Source organism: Corallococcus silvisoli, assembly GCF_009909145.1.
GTDB classification, from domain to species: domain Bacteria; phylum Myxococcota; class Myxococcia; order Myxococcales; family Myxococcaceae; genus Corallococcus; species Corallococcus silvisoli.
Window position 1 is genome coordinate 600,120 of sequence record NZ_JAAAPJ010000006.1, and the last position, 18,069, is coordinate 618,188.

Below are 18,069 nucleotides of genomic sequence, written 5' to 3' on the forward strand. Positions count from 1 at the left end.
TCAGCCCTGGACACCTGCCTTCACGGCCCGGTTGCTTTTCGTGCCAGGACGCACGTCCCGGCGTTTAATGGCCGCCTCTTCCCGGAAGCCCTCGTCTTCGCCTGGGAAGGGAGGGGGCACCCCATGAACGAAGCCCAGGCCGGGTGGGTGGCCGCGCCCGGCGGCGACCCCCCGCGACTCCACGAGCTGCTTCAGCAGCTCCCTGCCTTCTTCGGCCTCTACCGTGGACCGGGCCACCACATCGAGTTCAGCACCGCCACGCAGCTGACGCTGCTCGACACGCGCGGTCAGGTGGGCATCCCCCTGCGGGAGGCCTGCCCCCAATTGAACGCCTCTGGCTGGCATGACGCCTGGGACCGCGTCTTCACCACCGGGGACGCCCTGCACCTGCGGGAGACGTCCGACCGCGCGAGCCCCGCCGAGGACGAACGCTTCTTCAACCTCTCCCTGCTGCCCCGCCGTGACGCGCGGGGTCAGGTGGAGGGGGTGCTCGCCTTCGCGGTGGACGTGACGGAGCTGGTGCGCACCCGCCGCGCCGCGTGGACCACCGCCTCCTGGCGCACGGAGCGCCTGCAGGCGATGACCGCCGCGCTCTCCGAGGCGCTGACCCCCGCCCAGGTGGTGGAGGTGGCCGCCCGCGAGGGGGCCATCGCCCTGGGCGCCGTCACCAGCCTGGTGGTGGTGCCCGTGCCGGAGTCCCCGGAGGTCTTCGAGCGCGCCGCCGCGCATGGCTTCTCCCCGGGGGAGCTGGAGGACTGGCGGCGCTTCGAGGTCTCCGCCACGTGCCCCCTGACGGACGTGACGCGCACCGGGGAGCCGTGCGCCCTGGGCTCCTGGACGGAGTGCATGGCGCGCTACCCGCGCCTCGCGCTGCTGCCCCGGGAGCGGGGGCTGGTGGCGTGGGCCGCGGTGCCGCTGGTGAGCGGCGGACGCGTGTTCGGCGCGCTGGGCCTGGGCTTCGGCGACGCGCGCGACTTCGACGCGGCGGAGCAGGCCTTCCTGCTGACGGTGGGGCGCCAGTGCGCGCAGGCCCTGGACCGCGCGCGGCTGTTCGACGAGGAGCGCGAGGCCCGGAGCGCCGCGGAGGCCGCCAACCGCGCCAAGGACGCGTTCCTCGCCACCGTGTCCCACGAGCTGCGCACGCCGCTCACGTCCATCCTCGGCTGGTCGCAGATGCTCCGGCAGGGCCTGCTGGGGGAGGACAAGCGCCAGCGCGCGGTGGAGGCCATCGAGCGCAACGCCCGCGCCCAGCGCCAGCTCATCGAGGACCTGCTGGACATCGGCCGCATCGCCAGCGGCCGGCTGCGGCTGGAGCCGGTGCCGCTGGAGCTGGGCAGCGTGGTGGAGGCGGCGCTGGACGCGGTGCGGCCCACGGCGCTCGCGCGGGAGCTGACGCTGGAGGTCTCCGTGGGCGAGGACGGCGTGCCGCTCTTCGGCGACCCGGACCGCTTGCAGCAGGTGGTGTGGAACCTGCTCTCCAACGCCATCAAGTTCACGCCGCCCGGAGGCCGCGTGACGGTGTCCGCGCGCACGCGCGACGAGGGCGCGGAGCTGGTGGTGCGCGACGACGGCGAGGGCATCCCGCCGGAGTTCCAACCCTTCCTCTTCCAGCGCTTCCAGCAGGCGGACACCGGCGTGAGCCGCCAGCACGGCGGGCTGGGCCTGGGCCTGTCCATCGTCCGTCACCTGGTGGAGCTGCACGGGGGCACCGTGTCCGCGACCAGCGACGGCCCGGGGCGCGGCTCCGCCTTCACCGTCTTCCTGCCCCGCTCGCGCGTGGGCTCCACGCCGGGGTCGGTGCGGGAGCCGCGTCCGGTGGAGGGCCTGTCGCTGCCGCGCTTCCCGGAGCTGGAGGGCCAGCGCGTGCTCGTGGTGGACGGCCAGCCGGACGCGCGCGAGTGGATGTCCGTGCTGCTCAGCCGCGTGGGCGCCCACGTGCTCACCGCCACCAACGTCACCGACGCCATGGACGAGATGCGCCGCTCCCCGCCCACCGTGGTGGTGACGGACGTGTCGCTGTCCGGTGAGGACGGCTATTCGCTCCTGTATCGGATCCGCGCGCTGCCGTGGGAGGCCGGGGGCGGGGTTCCCGCGCTCGCCGTCACCGCCGCCGCGCGCCGCGAGGACCGCGACCGGGCCCTGCGCGCGGGGTTCAGCGCCTTCGTCACCAAGCCGCTCGACGCGGTGGAGCTGCTCACGGCGGTGGCGCGTCTGGCGCCGCCTCTTCCTGCCCGCACCTGACGCGGCCCTCGTCGCGCCAGCGCTCCAGGAAGTCCCCCACCTCCGCCGCGAGCCTGGGCGCGGACACGTCGCGCGGGATGATGTGGAAGCCCTCCGGATAGGTCACCAGCCGCACCGCCGGGGCCGCCGTCAGCCGCCGCACCAGCCAGCGCCCCCCTTGGGGATCCACCACGTGGTCCTGCGCCGCGGTGGCCACCAGCACCGGGCAGCGCACCCGGGGCGCGTCCACCGCCACCTGGTCCTGGAGCGTGCACAGGTCCCTCAGCCGGGCCACCGGGAACGCGGGCAGCACCGGCGCCTGGGCCAGCGCCGAAGGGTCGGAGATGTCCACGCCGTCCTTGTCCACCCACGGCGTGGTCCACTCGAGCAGGGGCGTGCGGCACAGCTGCCGGACCAGGGCCATGCGCGGCCCCCGGAAGCGCACCGCGGGCGCCACCAGCGCGAGCGCGTGCACCGCCTCCGGGTGGTGCGCGGCCAGCCGCAGCGCCAGCAGCGCGCCCATGGACAGCCCCGCCACGAAGACGCGGCGGTGACCGGACAGCGACGCCAGCGCCTCGTCCGCGCAGGCCCGCCAGTCGTGGAGGTCCACGTCCAGCATCGCCTCCGGGGTGGTGCCGTGGCCTGGGAGCCGGGGCGCCACCACGCGCAGGCCCCGCGCCGCCAGGGCCTCGCCCAGGGGCCGGACCTCCCACGGGCTGCCGGTGAAGCCGTGCAGGAGCAGGCAGGCGTCCGGCCCCCGCCCCAGCGCGAAGGCCGCGGTGGACTCCCCGCCGATGTCCCTCCAGCGCGTGCTCACAGGGGAGACACTGGTCACGGAGGGCCCCAGGCGCTATGCCGCCTGACTCATGGCGGACACTCCGACGAAGCCCCCCGAGATGCAGCTCCAGGTGCAGATGACCGAAGAGGTCGCCAATGGCCAGTACTGCAACCTGGCCCTGGTGAACCACACGGACGCGGAGTTCGTGCTCGACTTCCTCTACGTCCAGCCGCAGCAGCCCCTGGCCCGCGTCCGCTCGCGCATCATCACCACCCCGCGCCACCTGAAGCGGCTGGTGCAGGCCCTCCAGGAGAACGTGCAGCGCTACGAGGCGCGCTTCGGCCCCATCGTGCTGAACGACGACGAAGGCCCCAGGCACTGAGGGCCTCCCCACCGCGGCGGGAAAGGGCCCCCGGGTCTTCGGGGACTTTCCCTGCGGCCATTCCCGGCGCACACTGCGCGGCATCGTGTTCCGAGCCTGCGTGTTCGTCGCTGCCCTGCTGTCCGCCGCCACCGCCTCCGCCCAGTGCACCGGGGACGGCGTGCAGCTGTATCCATCCCCCGGGGGCATCGTCCCCACCAACATGCGCCTGCTGCTGGAGGGCGTGGGCACCGCGCGCTCGCCGGTGCTGGCGCTCGTCGGCAAGCCGCTGAAGCTGGTGGCGTCCGACCACGAGGTGACGCTCAAGGTGACCAAGGGCTGGGAGAGCACCCTGGGCCGCGCCGTCATCATCCTCAAGCCGTCGGAGCCGATGCAGCCCGACAAGCGCTACACGCTGCGCCTGGGCGAGGTGCTCCCCAACGTCCCCATCCTCAACGGGCAGCCCGGCGCGCAGCCCTCGTGGCTCAGCGGCAAGGGCCCGGACACCAAGGCGCCCAAGTGGGTGAAGCGCCCCGCCGTGTCGGAGGGCTTCGTACGCCGCTCGCCCCAGGGCATCGCGCGCTTCGTGAAGCTCAACCTCGCCCTGCGCGAGGAGAGCCCCGCCTTCCTCGTGGTGAAGCTGTCCCCGCGCCGGCTGGGCATCAGCCCCCAGCAGTACCTGCTGCCGGTGCAGTCCAACACCGCTTATCTGGGCCATGAGGCCTGCGGGGGGGCCTTCGCGCTGGAGGACGGGCGCAGCTACCGCGCGCGCATCGAGGCCTTCGACGCGGCGGGCAACCTGGCGCCCTCCACGCCGCCGGTGGACTTCGAGGCCCCGTCCGCGAAGGGCCCCTAGTAGCATGTCGGCCCGTTCAACCCACGACAGGGAGACAACGGGCATGACGGCGACGGCGGACGTGGAAGGCATGAAGGGGCGCATGGCCGCCTTCATCCACAAGCTCCAGGACGACATCTGTGGCGCGCTGGAGGCGCTGGACGGGCAGGGGCGCTTCCGCGAGGACGCGTGGACCCGTCCGGGCGGCGGCGGCGGCCGCAGCCGCGTGCTGGAGGAGGGCGCCGTCCTGGAGAAGGCGGGCGTCAACACCTCCATCGTGCACGGCGAGCTGGAGGAGGCCTTCGCGAAGAAGCTCCAGGGCGAGGGGCGCACCTTCTGGGCCGGCGGCCTGTCGCTGGTGCTGCACCCGCGAAGCCCGCATGTGCCCACCGTGCACGCCAACTACCGCTTCATCCAGCAGGGCGGGCGCGCGTGGTTCGGCGGCGGCGCGGACCTGACGCCGTACTACCTGTACGACGAGGACGCGGCGCACTTCCACCGCGTGCACAAGGCCGCCTGCGACGCGCACGACCCCACGTACTACCCGCGCTTCAAGGCCGCGTGCGACACGTACTTCCACGTGCGCCACCGCGGCGAGGCGCGCGGCGTGGGCGGGCTCTTCTTCGAGAACATGGGCGGTGACCTGGAGCGCGAGTTCGCCTTCGTGCAGGCGTGCGGCAACAGCTTCCTCCCCGCGTACCTGCCCATCGCCGAGCGCCGCAAGGACCTGCCGGTGACGATGGAGCAGAGCTTCTGGCAGGAGGTGCGCCGGGGCCGCTACGTGGAGTTCAACCTGGTCTACGACCGGGGCACCATCTTCGGCCTGGAGACGCAGGGGCGCACGGAGTCCATCCTCATGTCCCTGCCGCCGCGCGTGCGCTGGCGCTACGACTACCACCCGGAGCCCGGCACCCCGGAGGCCCGCCTGGAAGAGGTGCTCCGCGCCCCCCGGGAGTGGGCCTGATGGCCTCTGCGCCACCGGAGTCCCCGCCCGGCCCCGCGCGCCCCCGCAACCTCGCGGTGCGCGTGGGCGTCGCGGTCACGGTGTTCGTGGCGCTGGCCTTGAGCGGCCTGTACGTCGCGTACCTGCCCATGATGGCGCCGGCCCGCACCCACGCGTCGCCGGAGCGGGTGGCCAACGAGGCCCGCGTCCAGGTGCTGGCGCTGTGCGACGCGGTGCAGGCGTTCCGGGACGAGCACGGCGACTACGTGCCCATCGCGCCCTATCCCGTGCCCGTGCCGCGCCATGGCGAAGGCGTGCCCTTCGCGCAGGACCACGAGGACTTCCACCGCATCGGCTTCGACCCGGGCCCCATCGTGCACCTCCAGTACGAGGTGCGCGTGGAGGAGAGCCCCGTGGGAGAGCCGGAGGTGTCCTGCCTCGCCCGCGTGGACGAGAACGGCGACGGCCTCAACGCCGTGTACCGGATCCGTCTGGATGCCAACGGGATGACCAGCCCCGTGGAGGTGGAGCGCGAGGGCGAGTAGCCCCCCATGCAACTCCGGGTTCTCGTTGTGAGAGAATCCCGACGATGGGAAACGTCGGCGACATCCGCGGCCCCCGCGTGGGTGGAAGTTCCGGCCCGGGGGGCCCTCGCTCCGGCGGTGGAGCCTCGGCGCCCACCCCGTCGTCGCCGGCCTCCCCCTTCCGCGATGATGGGATGGAGACCTCCACCCCCACCACCACTCCGGGGGAGCGCACCCGCATCGGCGCGCCGCCCGTGGGCCTGCCGCCGGAGGCCGACGGCTCCTCGCAGGAGTCCGCTGAAGGAGGCGACCCGGGAGGGGAGGGGCTGGAGCCGGGCACGTCCCCGGAGGGCGCCAGCGTCGACGGCGCGGCCCAGGACGTGGGCACGCGCTCGACCCGCGTCGGCGTCCCCAAGCCCGGGCTCCCCACGTCCCCCCGCTCCGACAGGGGCGGCGCGACGACGCGGGCCCCCCGCGCGGACGCCGGCACGGGCTTCGAGTCCCCCGGCTCCCAGGCCCCGCGGCGCAAGGCGGGCGACGGCTTCCGGACGCCCGGTTCGGCGCCCTCCACGGCCAGCCCCTACCTGGGCGCGGGCGAGGCGCGCGGCCCGGTGCTGGACGTGGAGTCGCTGGTGCCCGGCGACCTGAAGGACCTGGAGAGCCAGCTCGCGGTGGGCAAGCGCTTCGCGTCGGACGGCGCGCTGCTGGCCGCGCAGGTGCGGCCCTCGTCGCTGCCGTCCTCCGACCGGGTGGCCCGCCTGTGGGCCTTCTTCGCCGCCTACGCGGAGGCCGCCGCCCAGCACCCGCCCGGCCCCGAGGGCAGGGCCGCCTTCGAGCAGGCCCTCAAGGACCAGGGCTTCGCCGGCCTCCAGGACGCCCACACCGGCCAGATGGGGGTGGAGGCGGGGCTCTGGGTGATGGACGCGCCCACGCCCGAGGAGGCCCGCGAGCGCGCGGACGCCGTCCGGCTGGAGCCCCCTCCGGACGTGCGCCACTCGGAGCAGGCCGCCCCACTGACCCCGGGCCTCTACCAGCCCCTGCCCGGCCCCTTCGTGCGGCGCGACGAGCACGGCCGCCCCCTCCCGCATGACCCCCTGGAGCGCCACGGCACCGACCGCAGGCTGGGCAGCCGGATGTTCTGGAACGTGCTCCACACCTTCCGCTCCGGCCGGGAGGACGAGGACTCCGCCCTCAATCAGGCCCAGTGGGACCGGATGATCTTCGGCGCGGTGCTGGCCATGGTGGGCCTGGCGCTGGCGGCCATCGCGCTCGTCAGCTCGCTCTAGGAGCAGCGGGGTGTGTCGAAAGCCTTGGGGTTCGCGCGGCCTGTGCTACGGTGCCGCACTCTCTTGGCCACCGACGACCTTACACTCGTCAAGCGCGTCCGCAGCGGGGACCAGCGCGCCTTCAAGCTCCTCGTCGAGCGTTACCAGCGCAAGGTGTACGCCGTCGCGCTCGGAATGCTGAAGGACAAGGAGGAAGCGATGGACGTCTCCCAGGAGGCGTTCGTCAAGGTCTACAAGTACCTGGACCACTTCAAGGGCGACGCGTCCTTCTACACGTGGCTCTATCGCATCACGTCGAACATCTGCATCGACGTGCTGCGCAAGCGCCGTGGCGGCGGGGAGGCGGTCGAGTTCGACGAGAACCAGGACGTGGACCTGTCCGAGGCCCGCATCGGCGCCCTCGGCAGCCGCCTGGGGACCAATCCCCAGAAGAGCGCGCTGCGCAAGGAGCTGGCGGAGAAGATTCAAGAGGCCCTGGCCACGGTGCCGGAGAAGCACCGGGCCATCCTCCTGCTGCGCGAAATCGAGGGAATGTCCTACGAGGACCTGTCCCGCACGCTGGACATCCCCAAGGGCACGGTGATGAGCCGCCTGTTCCACGCGCGCGCCAAGGTGCAGAAAATCCTGGGGGATTATCTGGAGCTGGACGAAGCCAAGAGCGGAGTGGGCAATGAGTGAGGGTGCTTTGAAGACCCCCTCGAATATCCGTGGGGGGCAGCGCGTCCCACCGACGAATTCCCACCAGCCCGCAGGGTGAAGAGTATGGCCGGAAATCCCGCGTGTGAGCGTTTCGTTCCGCTCCTGTCTCCCTACATTGATGGCGAGCTCGCTCCTGGGGAGCGCGTGAACGTCGAGCGGCACCTGGCCGCCTGCCGGGACTGCACGGGTCGCGCGGCGGACCTGCGCGCCGAGTCCGGGCTGCTCCGGGTGGGCCTGGACATGGCGGTGGACGACGTCGACTTCAAGGACTTCGCCCAGAAGGTGATGGCCCGGGTGACGCCGGAGAAGCCGCCGCTCATCGAGCGGATGCGGCTGGCCCTGTCGGAGATGTTCCTCTACCAGCGCACCGCGATGATCTCCTCGCTGGCCACGGCCGCCGTGGTGGTGCTGGTGGCCCTGCCGCTGGTGCTGCGCGACAGCGCCCCGGAGGGCTACGCCGCCGAGCGCATGACGGTGAAGTCCATCCAGTCCTACCAGGGCGCCCGCGTGGCCCCGGTGGTGATGGAGACCGAAGGTGGCGGCTCCATCATCTGGATGGTGGATGAGCAGGAGCAGGCCCCGGAGGCCGTGAAGGGCGCCGCCACCGGGCAGCAGAAGAAGCCGGACGAGGCGGAATCCGAGGAGCTGGGCGGGACGCCGGACAGCCAGGGTGGACAGCAGCCGGCGGCCCCGCCGCGGCCCACGGGAGGAGCGTTATGACGAAGCCGAAGTGGGCGGTGCTGGCACTGCTGTTCGCCGTGGGCCTGACGCTGGCGCCGACGGCGGTCTTCGCGCAGGACCAGAAGGTGAGGGTCCAGGTGGAGGTGGTGCTGGCCTCCAACAAGGGCACCGCGGTGGATCCCCCGGAGCTCAACAAGATGAAGGAGGCGTTCCAGAAGCAGAACTTCAGCTTCACCTCCTTCAAGCGCATGTCGCTGGACACGGTGGAGGTGGGCGCCCAGAAGCCCACGGAAGTGAAGCTCCCCAACGGGACGAACGCGTCCCTGCAGCTGCTGGGCATGAAGGACGGCAGCGCCACGTTGCGCGTCATCATCCCGAACCAGTCGTCCGTGGAGGTGGAGCTGGGCCGCCAGGGCGCCGTGTACCAGAAGGCCGGCAAGCACGTGGGCGGGGAGCTCATCCTCGTCCTGGGCCCGCCTTCCAAGTAGCGCCGGTGTGACGGATGCGCGCCGCCTTCAGGGCAGGCGCCGTCCGCGAGCTTCCTCCCTGACGCCGGGTGGGCCCCCTCCTCTCCAGGCGGCCCCGCGTCAGGGCTTCGCGTCCTCCTGAATCCTCGCCGTTCCTCGCACATCCACACATGTGTGGACCTGACCAGCGCGCTGTCCTGGCGTTGGAGGGTCGCGTCCCGCGCCTGACGTGCGCGCGGGTAGGTCTACGACCGGAGGGCAGGAAAGAGGGCGGAACTCCCTGCAAGCAGGCTGAAAGAAAGTCAGTCCTGCCCTGGGTGCTTGGGGGGCTCCGGGGTTTCTTCCCTCGGAAGACGCGGAGTTGGGTGACGGCACGGCAGTTGCTCTTGGGTCTGAGGGCAGGACGGGCGGGACGGTGGGCGGGCAGGGCGGCGGGGCGGGGCGGGCGGTACGGGCGGGATGGGGTTGGGGCAGCAAGGGTTGGACGGGGCAGGGCGGGTCGGGGCAGCACGGCAGGACGGGGCAGGGCGGGTCGGGGCAGCACGGCAGGACGGGCAGCACGGCAGGACGGGGCAGCACGGCGCATCACGCAGACGGGCACACACCTTCATCCACCACGGAGCACGAAGACCATGGCGACCAAGACCCAGAAGCAGACCATTCAGCGCAAGGCCCGTCAGATGAAGGCGAAGACCGTCAAGGTGGTGTCCAACGCGGGGAAGCAGGCGAAGCGCGTGCAGGTGACGCTCGGTGACTTGATCGCCGCGGCCTTCGACACCGTGGGAGGGGAGGCTCGCAAGGTGGCTCGGGTCGTCTCCTCGACCGACATGACGCTCGCGACCGGAAAGCACATTGTCTTCGTGGGGTGATGTTCCGTCGGCCGGGCGCGGACACGCTGTTTCCACTCCAGGGCCAGGTGATCAGCGTGACACGCATCCTCATCCCCGGACGCAACTGCTGGACGCGGACGGAAACACATGACGCGGGCGTTCTGGTGGACGCCCGGGACTATTACCGAGAGCTGTATCGAGCCATCCGGAAGGCTCGCCGCTCCATCGTCATCACCGGCTGGCAGTTCGACAGCGATGTGACGTTGCTGCGCGGTGAGGACCTGGAGGAGGCGAAGGGCGGCGAGGTGCGGTTGCTGCCGCTGTTGGATCAGATGTGCCGGGAGAACCCGGAGCTGCACGTCTACATCCTCGCCTGGGACTTCAGCATGCTGCTCGCGATGGAGCGCGAGTGGATGCAGCACCTGTTGTTCAACTGGACCACGAACGAGCGCCTGAAGTTCCGCTTCGACTCGTCCAGTCCGCTCTATGGCGCCCACCACCAGAAGCTCGTCGTCGTGGACGGCGTGCTGGCGTTCACCGGGGGCATGGACGTCTGTGATTGTCGCTGGGACGACCGGGACCATCCCGCGAGCTCGACGCTGCGCTGCGACTCCGGCCGCGACCCGCACGGGCCCTACCATGACGTGCAGACGGTGTTGATGGGCCCCGCGGTGAAGCCGCTCGCGGAGCTGTTCGAGGCGCGCTGGGCGCACTCGGGCGGCGGCGAGCTCCACCTGGAGCCGGTGGCCCGCGACGACCTCTCCTTCGAAGCGACGATGCCCGCGCCTCCGGGCCCGGTGGCCATCAGCCGCACCTTCGGCAAGACGATCCTCCCTCCGCAGGAGGAGGTGCAGGAGATCCGCGCGCTGTACGTGGACGCCATCCACGCGGCCGACCGCTTCATCTACATCGAGAACCAGTACTTCTCCTCGCGCGCCATCCACGACGCGCTCGTCATGCGCATGCGCGCGGCGGGGCGGCCCCGGCTCCAGGTGATGCTGGTGCTGCCCCGTCAGCCGGAGGCCCTGCGCGAGCAGCTCGCCATGGGCGTGGCCCAGGTGCGACTCCTGCGCGCGCTGCGCGACGTGGCGGCGGAGACGGGCCACGGCTTCGCGGTGTATGGCTCCGCGGCGAAGGGCGAGGACGGGGAGGATGTCTTCACGTACATCCACTCGAAGGTCCTCATCGTGGACGACACCTTCCTCACGGTGGGCTCCGCGAACACGACCAACCGCAGCCTGGGACTGGATTCGGAGCTGAACCTGAGCTGGGAGGCGGAAGCGCCGGGCGACGCCGCGTCGCGCGCCATCCGCCGGGTGCGCGTGTCGCTGATGGCCGAGCACGCGGGCCTCGCCGGCGTGACCGCGCTGCGCCCGCTGGTGGAGACCGGGGCCCTGGTGGAGACGCTGGACCGGCTGGCCCACGACGGGCAGCACCGGCTGCGCCAACACCCGCTGGAGACGGTGTTCGACCAGAACCCGCTCTTCAAGCCGCTGGAGCCGGAGGACCTCCTCATCGACCCGGAGGAGTCGGTGCTGGACGAGTCCCTCTTCGAGGCCCTCCACAAGGGCGACGACGGCCTCTTCGCCTCCGGAGTCCGCCTGCTGTCGCGCTGGCTCGTCGGCAAGTCCTGCGACGCGCCCCCGCACCGCGCCATCCAGCCCTGCGCTCCGGACCCGGACGAGGGCGGGACGCTGGGGCCCTGACGCGCGGCTCGGTCAGCGCCGGGCGAAGTCCACGCCCACGCCCGCGCCCGCGCTCACCCCGCGCACCAGCGAGCCGTCCGGCTGAGGGAAGTGCAGGGTCGCGCCGGAAGCCCAGACGTACATCGCGGGCAGCACGCGCTGCCGGAACTCCGCCGCCACCGAGTAGCGGGGCCGGTCGCCCAGCCCCATCACCACCACGCGCGCGATGCCGCGAGTCTCGCCGCCCGGGCTGCTGACGCTCAGGGACACGTCGCCGTCCGCGCGGCCGAAGGCGGAGTACTCCACGGCGCCGCTGGCCACGACCTCCGACGAGTCCGGACCGTCGCCCTGCGCCACCGACACCTCCATGTAGCCGGAGAAGTCCTTGGGCACGCGCTGGTCGGCCTGGGGCTCCTCGGAGAGGCCCACGGCGGAGAAGCGCGCCAGCTCGTAGCCCGCGCCGAAGAAGCCGAAGCGGAAGCCGCCCCCCTGACGGCGCCCCTGCAAGGTGACGCTGAGCTGCGTGCCCTTGAAGGTGCCCTCGAACGCGACGCCCAGCAGGCCGCCCAGGTCCTGCGCGCCGGCGTTGAGCCGCGCGCCGCCCGCGGCCATGGCCCACGAGCGCAGCCGCTCGCCCTTGTACATGGCGACCTCGCCGCCCACGGAGGCGACCGTGGCCTCCGGCGTCACCCCGCCGGCCTCGCCGAAGTCGTGCGCCGCGGAGGCGCGCACCAGGTAGCGGTCGAAGTTTCCCTCGCTGCCGCTGGCGATGCGGCCCAGGTCGAGCAACAGCTCCCCGGAGAAGATGCGCGCGGCGAGCACGTCGCTGGCCACCAGCTGCACGCGCGCGGGCCCCGCCGTGAAGGACAGCGTGCCGCCCGCCGGGTGGTAGTTCGGGTTGAGCTGGTTGTCGTAGCGGTTCACCAGGTAGCCGCGCCCCAGGGACTCCTCCAGGAACGGCTGGACGCGCAGGCCGAAGCGGCCCGACTCGTCGCCAATGCGCAGCAGGCGCACCACCTGTCCGTAGTCGCTGCGCTCATCCCAGTCCTCGCGCCGGAGCCACGCGCCGTAGTCCTCGTCCTTCTGCTCGGGCGGGTTGTCCAGCAGCCGGAAGCGCAGCGGCGCGCCCAGCATGAACGCGAAGTCCTCGCCGCCATCCACGCCCAGCGACGGGTACGCGTACGCGAACAGGTCCTGCTCTCCGCCCCGCGTCCCCGACGGGAAGCTCAGCGGCCCCACCTCCAGCAGCGCCCGGAAGCCGATGCCCCCCGAGCTCGTTGACGACGGGGATCCGGAGGACTCCTCCTGCGGATCATTCGGCACCTCCTCGAGGGTCGAGGACTGGGTGTGAAGCAGGGCGAGGAGGGCCACGAAGGGAGCACCAGTCATTGGTGCTCACTCTAGTTGGCGCGACGAAGGCTGGACAGACGAATACCCGGTGAAGCCCACGCGCGGGGCTTACCGGGTATCCGCCTTCGCGCGGGCTGCTAGTTCGCGGGAGTCGGTGTGGCGTCCGTGTCCACCCGCGAGTCCGAGCGGGAATCGTCCACGCCGTTGTCGAGCGCGCCGGGCTCGTCGGCCACGTCGCGCTTGCCGTCGATGCTCACGTCGCCCGAGCCGCCGGTGCCGTCCTCTTCACGGACGTTGCGGTCTGGGTTCACCGCGCCCGCGGGGCCCTGGGGGGCGTCCAGGTCGGTGGGCGTGTTCTGCTGCACGTCCCACTTCTGTCCGTCCTGGACCTTCACGGCCTCGTTGGCGGAGCCAGAGCCGCCGGTGGCCTCGCTGTCCTGGGCGTCCGGGCTCGCGGAGGGGGTGCCCGCCGTGCCCGAGCCGCCCACGGCACCGGCCTCCGGTGACGAGGCCTCGCGCGTGTTCGCGGAGTGGCTGGCGCAGCCGTACAGCGACAGGGCGGCGATCGCCGCCATCAGTGAAAGCTTCATGGGGACTCTCCAATGCGTGTCGGGTTTCGTCTTCCGGAAATCTGGTTGCCCCGCCGACAGGGACAAGGACGCACACGAGGCGTCGCTACCTGGCCCGCTCCTGGGCAAGCAGGGAGGCAGGCACAGCGGGCCTTCCCACCCGCGGCCCCTTGTCGCTCCCACCCAACCGGACGCGACACCCGCTTGACTACGCCTGTAGTCAGTCGTACCTTGCTGCCTGACTACAGGTGTCGTCATGAAGAAGGCGGGTGGCATGAAGAAGCCGGTGGGAGAGCAGGAGCTGGCGGTGCTGCGGTACGTGGCCGAGCACGGACCCGTAACGGTGGGAGAGGTGGCGGAGCGCTTCGGTGAGGCGCAAGGGCTGGCGCGGTCCACCATCCTGACGGTGATGGAGCGGCTGCGGCTCAAGGGGCACCTGACCCGGAGCAAGGTGGACGGGGTGTTCCAGTACGCCTCGCCGGTGGCGACGCAGGAGCTGCTGCGCGACGTGGTGGGGACCTTCGTGCAGCGCACGCTCTCGGGGTCGCTGTCGCCGTTCGTGACGTACCTGTCCGAGACCGAGGACGTGTCCGACGAGGAGCTGAAGCAGCTCCAGGACGTCGTGGCCCGCCTGCGCCAGAAGCGGAAGGAGTGAGCGCCATGACCTCCCCCATGACCTTTGGAGACTGGCTTCAGCCGTGGTGGTCGTCCTGGTCGGAGTCGCTGTGGCGCGCCTCGTGGCAGGGGGCGCTCTGCGCGCTGCTGGTGTGGGGCGTGGCCCGGGCGCTGCCGCGCCTGCCCGCGTCCCTGCGCGCGGGCCTGTGGTGGTTGGTGGCGCTCAAGTTCGTGCTCACGCTGGGGTGGCCCCGGCCGATGCCGATCGCGCTGCTGCCCGCGGAGGGTGGGGCGACCCTGGAGCGCACCGGGACGCCGGGCCCCGTGTCCCTGGACGGGCGGACGTCCGGATCCGCGGCCCACACCGTGTCGCCAGCGGCGGTGACACCGGCCGTGACCGTGTCAGGCACCGGGAGCGGCGCGGCTGCATTGGAGGATGCGCGCCCGTCGCGGGCGGCGGGCGCCGGGGTCTTGAGGGCCGGGACGGCGGATGCGGAAGCGCGCGGCCCGCGTGCGTCCTTCATGGCCGGAGTGGCGAACGCGCTCCACGCGGTCGCGTCCTTGATGGCGGGAGCATGGGCGTCGCTCCGAGAGCACCCGTGGGGGGTGGGCGGACTGTGGACGCTGCTGTTCGCCTGGGGCGCCGGCGTGGTCTGGCAGGTGCGGGGCCACGTGCGTGCATGGCGGCAGGTGCAGGGCATGCGTGAGCGTGCGCGGCCCTTCCGTCACCCGGTGCTGGAGGAGGAGGCGGAGTTCCTCGCGATGGAAGCGGGCCTGCGCCGTCCGCCCACGCTGCTCGTCTCGGATGAGGTGGTGAGCCCGCTGGCCGCGGGGCTCATGTCGCCGGTCATCGTGCTCCCCGCGAAGGCGCTGCGCGACCTGCCCGAAGCCGCGCTGCGCATGGCGCTCGCGCATGAAGTGGCGCACCTGCGGCGGGGGGACCTGTGGCTGGGCTGGGTGCCGGCGCTGGCGGAGACGGTCCTCTTCTTCCACCCGCTCGCGCGTCAGGCGGCCCGGGAGTACGCGCTCGCACGAGAAGAGGCATGCGACGCGGAGGCCCTGCGCCTCACCGGCGCGGAGCCCGCGGACTACGGCGAGCTGCTCATCGCCTTTGGCATCACCCGGCCTCCGGGCAGCGCAGCGGCGCTCGGGGCGTCGGCCCACCTTCACGCGCTGCACAGGAGGCTCCGCATGCTGGAACATGTCGATGTCGTCCCCACCCGTCCCCGCTGGTGGTTGAAGGGAGCGGTGTTCGTCCTCGGCGCCGTGGCCCTGCTGCCCTTCCAGGTCGTCGCCAAGGCGCCCGCGGACACCACCCAACCCGCGAAGGACGCGGGGACAGGCTCGAACTCCGCCAACGTCAATGCACCGACCGTCCCCCGTGCCCCGGCTCCCATCACGGCGGGCTCCAGGACCGCGCCTCCGGCGCCTCCTGCTCCTGTCGTGCCTCCCGCGCCGCCCACTCCCGTCGTGGCCCGGGTTCCGCCCACTCCCGCCGTGGCCCCGGTCCCTCCCGCGCCGCCTGCTCCCGTCGTGGCCCGGGTTCCGCCCGCTCCCGTGGCCCCGGTCCCTCCCGCGCCGCCCATGAGCCCGCGCATCGCCAGCGCGCCGCCTCCGATGCCCGCGACGCCCAGTCTCGCGGCCGCGCCTCGGCCCCCGAGTCCTCCGCCCGAGCCGCCGGACCTGGAGGACGGCGAGACCTTCGCGTACCTCTCGGATGGCCGGACGATGATGTCCGGCTCCACGGAGGACCTGTACCTGGCGCGCACCTTCAAGCAGCCGGGCAAGGACCTCCTCTTCGTGCGCCGCGACAACAAGCCCCTGGTGATCCGCGACGCGAAGACGCTCGAGCAGGTGCGCGACCTGATGAACGACGAGCGCAAGATCGGCGACTCACAGGGCGCGCTGGGCAAGCAGCAGGCCGCGCTGGGCAAGCAGCAGGCCGCGCTGGGGCAGAAGCAGGCGGAGCTCGCCTATCCCCAGGCGCAGCTCGTGTCGAAGCACATGGCCATCGCGTCCCGCCGCGCCGACATCGCCATGGAGCGCACCCGCATCGCCATGCTCGAGGACGGGCCGGAGAAGGACCGCCAGGAGGCCGAACTCGACAAGCGCGACGAGGCGCTCGACAAGGAGGGCGCGGGGCTCGACCAGCAGCAGGAGGAGATCGGCCGGAAGATGGAGGCCCTGGGCGACCAGCAGGCGAAGCTGGGCGAGGAGCAGGCGAAGCTGGGCGAGCAGCAGGCGAAGCTGGGCGAGGAGCAGGCTGCCCGGAGCCGCGTGCAGCTGAAGAAGATCCGGGACCTCATCGACGAGGCCATCCGCAAGGGCCTGGCCGAGCCTCTGCCCACCTGAGGACGGAGGGCGCGGCCCCTCGGTGACGGCGCACGCGGGGTTCCCTATACCGGGACCCGTGGTGAAGCCTGTCCCGGAGGTCGCCATGTCCGCCGCCGTCCCGCAGTCAACGTCACGCACCACCATCGACATCCTGGTGCGCCGGGTCCGTGAGGGCTCGGGCGCGTGGGTGAGGCTCGCCCTCACGGAGCGCATCCGGCTCCTGGAGGACCTGCGCCACGCGTACGCAGCCATCGCGGAGCCGAGCGTTCGAGCGGCCTGCGAGGCCAAGGGCATCGACCCCGGCGGGCCGCTCGCGGGAGAGGAGTGGCTCGCCGGGCCCATGGTGGTGGTGCGCAGCCTGCGTCTGCTGTCGGACGCGCTGAAGGACATCCAGCGGCACGGCGTGCCCGTCATCCCCCGCAAGCACCTGCGCACGCTGGAGGACGGACGGCTCGCCGCTCGGCTGTACCCCCGCGACGCGCTGGAGGGAGTGCTGCTGCCCGGCAACGTGGGCGAGGTCTACTTCCAGCCCGGCGTCACCGCGGACAACCTGCGCGAACACCAGGCGTCCTTCTACCGCCAGCCCCACCAGGGCCGCGTCTGCGCGGTGCTGGGGGGCGGCAACGTCAACTCCATCCCGCCGCTGGACTGCCTCTCCAAGCTCTTCGTCGAGGGCACCGTCTGCGTGCTCAAGATGAACCCCGTCAACGCGTACCTGGGCCCGTTCCTGGAGCAGGCCTTCGCCCCGCTCATCGCGCGCGACGCGCTGGCCCTCGTGTATGGCGGCGCGGAAGAAGGCGCGCAGCTGGTGGAGCACGACGCGGTGGACGAGGTGCACATCACCGGCAGCGACCGCACCCACGACGCGCTCGTGTGGGGCCCGCCCGGCCCGGAGTCCGACGCGCGCCGCCAGCGGAACGAACCGCTGCTCACGAAGCACGTGTCCAGCGAGCTGGGCAACATCTCCCCCGTGGTGGTGGTGCCGGGCCCGTACTCGGACGGCGAGCTGCGCTTCCAGGCGGACGACGTCGCCGGCATGGTCGCCAACAACGCGTCCTTCAACTGCAACGCGGCGAAGCTGCTGGTGCAGCCGAAGGACTGGAGCCGGCGCGGCGCGCTGGTGGACCGCATCCAGGCGAGCCTTGGCCATGCCCCCCTGCGCCGCGCGTACTACCCGGGCGCGGACGAGCGCTGGCGCCAGTTCACCGAGGGCCGCGCGGGGTTGCGGCTCGTGGGCCAGCCCGGCGAGGGCGACCTGGCCTACGCGCTGATTCCGGACGTGGACCCCGCGAACACGCAGGACCGCGTCTTCCGGAACGAACCCTGGTGCACGGTGCTGTCGGAGACGGGCCTGCCGGGGTCCGATGACCCGGTGGCCTTCCTGGAGGCCGCGGTGGCGTTCCTCAACGGCAAGGTGTGGGGCACCCTCAACGCGACGCTCATCGTCCACCCGAAGTCCCTCAAGGACCCGAAGGTGCGGGCGGCGGTGGAGAAGGCGGTGCGCGAGCTGCGCTACGGCACCGTGGCGCTCAACACCTGGCCCGCGGCGGCGTACGCCCTGGGCAGCCTGCCCTGGGGCGGCCACCCGTCCGCGTCGTTGCGGGACATCCAGAGCGGGCAGGGCTGGGTGCACAACACGTCCATGCTGGAGTCCGTGGAGAAGGCGGTGCTGCGCGCCCCGCTCACGTCCATGCCCGCCCCCCCGTGGGTTCCGGGGCACCGGGGCCTGGCGGAGCTGGGCCGCCGGTTGACGGAATTCGAGCAGTCCCCGTCCTGGTGGAAGGTGCCGGGTGTCGCCCTGGCCGCGCTGCGCCGCTAGGCCGTGTCTGATGGATGCAGGTGGCGCAGGTAGGAGAAGATGAGCGCCACCTGCACCAGGGCCAGGTAGTTGA

At 72.2% G+C, this 18,069-nt stretch carries 17 protein-coding genes; 14 read left to right on the forward strand and 3 right to left on the reverse strand.

Features of this window, described 5'->3' with window-relative positions; all coding sequences use genetic code 11:
- Positions 1-123 precede the first annotated feature (123 nt).
- Positions 124-2,241 carry a hybrid sensor histidine kinase/response regulator gene (locus GTY96_RS14230; protein ID WP_161664989.1) on the forward strand — a complete coding sequence of 706 codons (2,118 nt, stop codon included), beginning with the start codon at positions 124-126 and terminating at the stop codon, positions 2,239-2,241.
- On the opposite strand, the gene GTY96_RS14235 is transcribed toward GTY96_RS14230, so the two are convergent.
- Positions 2,195-3,037 carry an alpha/beta hydrolase gene (locus GTY96_RS14235; RefSeq protein WP_328700869.1) on the reverse strand — a complete coding sequence of 281 codons (843 nt, stop codon included), beginning with the start codon at positions 3,035-3,037 and terminating at the stop codon, positions 2,195-2,197. The genes GTY96_RS14230 and GTY96_RS14235 overlap by 47 nt on opposite strands.
- 49 nt (positions 3,038-3,086) lie before the next feature.
- Here GTY96_RS14235 and GTY96_RS14240 point away from each other — a divergent pair, with 49 nt between their 5' ends.
- The 10 genes from GTY96_RS14240 to GTY96_RS14285 all read left to right on the forward strand — a co-directional run bounded on the left by GTY96_RS14240 (position 3,087) and on the right by GTY96_RS14285 (position 11,330).
- A complete protein-coding gene (locus GTY96_RS14240) occupies positions 3,087-3,380 on the forward strand; it encodes a DUF3467 domain-containing protein (protein ID WP_143903000.1) in 294 nt (97 codons plus the stop codon).
- A gap of 100 nt (positions 3,381-3,480) precedes the next feature.
- Positions 3,481-4,215, forward strand: coding sequence for a hypothetical protein (locus GTY96_RS14245; protein ID WP_143902998.1), 735 nt, complete (start codon positions 3,481-3,483; stop codon positions 4,213-4,215).
- A 43-nt stretch (positions 4,216-4,258) separates the two neighbouring features.
- Positions 4,259-5,158, forward strand: coding sequence for an oxygen-dependent coproporphyrinogen oxidase (gene hemF / locus GTY96_RS14250; RefSeq protein WP_161664990.1), 900 nt, complete (start codon positions 4,259-4,261; stop codon positions 5,156-5,158).
- Positions 5,158-5,682 (forward strand): hypothetical protein, encoded by a 525-nt coding sequence (locus GTY96_RS14255; protein WP_161664991.1) that lies wholly within the window; start codon positions 5,158-5,160, stop codon positions 5,680-5,682. The genes hemF and GTY96_RS14255 overlap by 1 nt, the downstream gene beginning before the upstream one ends.
- A 173-nt stretch (positions 5,683-5,855) precedes the next feature.
- Entirely contained in the window at positions 5,856-6,947 is a 1,092-nt protein-coding gene (locus GTY96_RS14260) for an Immediate early protein ICP0 (protein ID WP_161664992.1), read from the forward strand.
- 63 nt (positions 6,948-7,010) lie between these two features.
- Positions 7,011-7,625 carry a sigma-70 family RNA polymerase sigma factor gene (locus GTY96_RS14265; protein ID WP_186001949.1) on the forward strand — a complete coding sequence of 205 codons (615 nt, stop codon included), beginning with the start codon at positions 7,011-7,013 and terminating at the stop codon, positions 7,623-7,625.
- 84 nt (positions 7,626-7,709) lie between these two features.
- Complete coding sequence (locus GTY96_RS14270) at positions 7,710-8,366, forward strand: anti-sigma factor family protein (protein WP_143902990.1); 657 nt, start codon at positions 7,710-7,712, stop codon at positions 8,364-8,366.
- On the forward strand, positions 8,363-8,815 hold the full coding sequence (locus GTY96_RS14275; protein ID WP_143902988.1) for a hypothetical protein: 453 nt from the start codon (positions 8,363-8,365) through the stop codon (positions 8,813-8,815). The genes GTY96_RS14270 and GTY96_RS14275 overlap by 4 nt, the downstream gene beginning before the upstream one ends.
- A 611-nt stretch (positions 8,816-9,426) precedes the next feature.
- Complete coding sequence (locus tag GTY96_RS14280; protein ID WP_143902986.1) at positions 9,427-9,663, forward strand: chaperonin; 237 nt, start codon at positions 9,427-9,429, stop codon at positions 9,661-9,663.
- A complete protein-coding gene (locus GTY96_RS14285) occupies positions 9,663-11,330 on the forward strand; it encodes a phospholipase D-like domain-containing protein (protein ID WP_235685585.1) in 1,668 nt (555 codons plus the stop codon). Before GTY96_RS14280 ends, GTY96_RS14285 begins: the two co-directional genes overlap by 1 nt.
- Before the next feature lie 12 nt (positions 11,331-11,342).
- Here the strand turns inward: GTY96_RS14285 and GTY96_RS14290 are convergent, their stop codons facing one another.
- Both GTY96_RS14290 and GTY96_RS14295 read right to left on the reverse strand, forming a co-directional pair.
- Positions 11,343-12,698, reverse strand: coding sequence for a hypothetical protein (locus tag GTY96_RS14290; RefSeq protein WP_143902984.1), 1,356 nt, complete (start codon positions 12,696-12,698; stop codon positions 11,343-11,345).
- 98 nt (positions 12,699-12,796) lie between these two features.
- Entirely contained in the window at positions 12,797-13,249 is a 453-nt protein-coding gene (locus GTY96_RS14295) for a hypothetical protein (protein ID WP_143902982.1), read from the reverse strand.
- A 253-nt stretch (positions 13,250-13,502) separates the two neighbouring features.
- Here GTY96_RS14295 and GTY96_RS14300 point away from each other — a divergent pair, with 253 nt between their 5' ends.
- The 3 genes from GTY96_RS14300 to GTY96_RS14310 all read left to right on the forward strand — a co-directional run bounded on the left by GTY96_RS14300 (position 13,503) and on the right by GTY96_RS14310 (position 17,996).
- A complete protein-coding gene (locus tag GTY96_RS14300; protein ID WP_143903246.1) occupies positions 13,503-13,883 on the forward strand; it encodes a BlaI/MecI/CopY family transcriptional regulator in 381 nt (126 codons plus the stop codon).
- 5 nt (positions 13,884-13,888) lie between these two features.
- Positions 13,889-16,195 (forward strand): M56 family metallopeptidase, encoded by a 2,307-nt coding sequence (locus GTY96_RS14305; RefSeq protein ID WP_235685586.1) that lies wholly within the window; start codon positions 13,889-13,891, stop codon positions 16,193-16,195.
- Between the two features lie 85 nt (positions 16,196-16,280).
- A complete protein-coding gene (locus GTY96_RS14310; protein ID WP_143902980.1) occupies positions 16,281-17,996 on the forward strand; it encodes an aldehyde dehydrogenase family protein in 1,716 nt (571 codons plus the stop codon).
- Positions 17,997-18,069: the final 73 nt, after the last annotated feature.